The sequence below is a fragment of the Streptococcus sp. UBA3373 genome (genome assembly GCF_002360305.1).
Lineage (GTDB): Bacteria > Bacillota > Bacilli > Lactobacillales > Streptococcaceae > Streptococcus > Streptococcus alactolyticus.
This window is the reverse complement of record NZ_DEQF01000007.1, coordinates 4,274-6,604: the sequence shown is the minus strand read 5'-3', so window position 1 is coordinate 6,604 and position 2,331 is coordinate 4,274. Positions and strand designations below refer to the sequence as shown.

Annotated in this window: 3 protein-coding genes and 1 pseudogene; all 4 read right to left on the bottom strand. The window is 45.9% G+C overall.

The features are described 5' to 3' along the window. Nucleotides 1–121: pseudogene (locus B3R79_RS01415) on the bottom strand (carbonic anhydrase); the annotation flags it as partial. Nucleotides 122–245: 124 nt separating this feature from the next. Continuing rightward, a complete protein-coding gene (radA, locus tag B3R79_RS01410) occupies nucleotides 246–1,607 on the bottom strand; it encodes a DNA repair protein RadA (RefSeq protein WP_167829313.1) in 1,362 nt (453 codons plus the stop codon). A gap of 35 nt (nucleotides 1,608–1,642) precedes the next feature. After that, nucleotides 1,643–2,089 (bottom strand): dUTP diphosphatase, encoded by a 447-nt coding sequence (locus B3R79_RS01405; RefSeq protein WP_168261164.1) that lies wholly within the window; start codon nucleotides 2,087–2,089, stop codon nucleotides 1,643–1,645. Between the two features lie 14 nt (nucleotides 2,090–2,103). Further along, the coding region (locus tag B3R79_RS01400) for an epoxyqueuosine reductase QueH (protein ID WP_293693335.1) at nucleotides 2,104–2,331 on the bottom strand (228 nt) is incomplete at its 5' end.

The window sequence follows — 2,331 nt, the reverse complement described above, 5'->3', positions numbered from 1 at the left end:
AACGCGAAGCCATACAGGTCACAATCGCAACCTGAGTTTTCGGTTTTTGTGGCAAATGCTCCGTCTCATGCAAATCCGCATAGGCTTGATTGGTTTTCAAAAAATTATCAAAATAAGACATCCAAATTCCTCCTTGGTCTGATGACGTCTAAAGTTTTTCTCATCTTATCATTTTTCGCCCCTCTTGTCGCCTAAAACGCTTTACATAAACGAAAAATCCAAGACGATTACCTTGGCTTTTCAAACTATGCAAAGACTTTTTTGAGCACATCACCGACCGTTGTCACGCCGATGACTTGGATAGTGTCTGGAATGTCAATTCCTGAAAGGGAATTTTTAGGAGCGTAAACCTTGGTAAATCCGAGTTTTGCGGCTTCATTGATCCGTTGCTCGATGCGTGTGACACGGCGAATTTCACCCGTCAAGCCAATCTCACCGATAAAGGCTTCTTGAGGATTGGTTGGTTGTTCCTTGTAACTTGAGGCAATCGCAACCGCGACCGCCAAATCAATAGCAGGCTCGTCCAACTTGACGCCACCAGCTGATTTAAGATAGGCATCTTGATTTTGCAAAAGCAGACCACAGCGTTTTTCCAGCACCGCCATAATCAAGCTCACACGGTTAAAATCAAGCCCTGTTGTCGTGCGTTTGGCATTGCCAAAAACAGTCGGTGTAACCAAGGCTTGCACTTCCGCCAAAATGGGACGGCTGCCTTCCATGGTGACCACGATAGCCGAACCAGTCGCTCCGTCCAAGCGTTCCTCGAGGAAAACTTGGCTTGGATTGAGTACCTCAACCAGACCGCCTGACTGCATTTCAAAAATGCCGATTTCATTGGTGGAACCAAAACGGTTTTTCACAGCCCGCAAAATACGGAAAGTATGGTGACGTTCCCCTTCAAAATACAAAACCGTATCCACCATATGCTCCAACATACGAGGACCGGCCAGCTGTCCTTCCTTAGTCACATGGCCCACGATAAAGGTGGCAATGTTGTTGGTCTTAGCCAATTGCATGAGTTCTGCTGTTACTTCACGCACCTGCGACACCGAGCCTTGCACCCCCGAAATATCAGGACTCATGATGGTTTGAATGGAATCAATCACCAAGAAATCAGGCTGAATCTGCTCAATCTGTGCGCGAATAGCCTGCATATTGGTTTCGGCGTAGAGGTAAAAGGCATTGTCACTATCGCCCAAACGCTCCGAACGCAATTTAATCTGCTCGGCAGATTCTTCCCCAGAAACGTAGAGCACAGTGCCCTTATCAGCCAATTGAATAGACACCTGCAACAGAAGCGTTGATTTTCCGATACCAGGGTCCCCACCAATCAGCACCAAACTTCCTGGCACGACACCACCACCAAGCACACGGTTAAACTCCTCCATCTCCGTCTTGGTTCTAGCATAATGAATCGAGCTCACGTCTTTTAGCTTGGTCGGTTTACTCTTTTCACCCGTCAAACTGACACGCGCATTTTTAACCTCTTGGACTTCTACCTCTTCGACAAATGAGGTCCAAGCACCACAGTTGGGACAACGCCCCAAATATTTTGGAGAGTGATAGCCACACTCCTGACAAATAAACGTTGTTTTTTTCTTAGCGATAAGGCACACCCTCCTTCTCTTTTGACACGACTAACTTATTTCCCAGTTGACCCAAAACCACCTGTACGCACGCCGTCTGCTTCATCACCGTCAGCAACCAAGAAAGGCATGAACACCCCTTGAACAATGCGTTCGCCAGCTTCAACCACAACAGGTTCATCAGTGATATTTTGCATTTGGGCAAAAATGTGACCTTCATTAGCAGGATTGCCATAATAATCCCCGTCAATGACCCCAACAGAGTTAATCAAAACCAAGCCTTTTTTACGTGGATTTGACGAACGGTCATAGAGGTAAAGCACTTCACCTGCCTGCATATAAGCCTTGACACCTGTTGGCACCAACTTGATTTCACCTGGGGCAATTTCTGTTGTCACGGCTGCTTTCAAATCATAACCCGCCGCATAGGCTGTTTCTCGTTTTGGCAATAAGTTGCTATTCGTAAATGACGAAACCAACTCAAACCCTCTCACTTTACTCATGTTATCATTCCTTTCTAAATTTCCTTGCCTTCATAGGTAAAACGAATGTGGGGAAAGCTTTTCTCGGCGTCTTTTCCTTCCATGAAAGCTTTGGCGTCCTTAGTTATTTGAGCAAAATCAATGCCTTGTTGCTTCGCCGCAAAAACACAGCCACAGTAGCATTGACGGTAGATATCATACTCATCGCACATTTCAACCGAACGACGGTAGCCATTATTTTTTTTGAAATCACTTGGCAAATA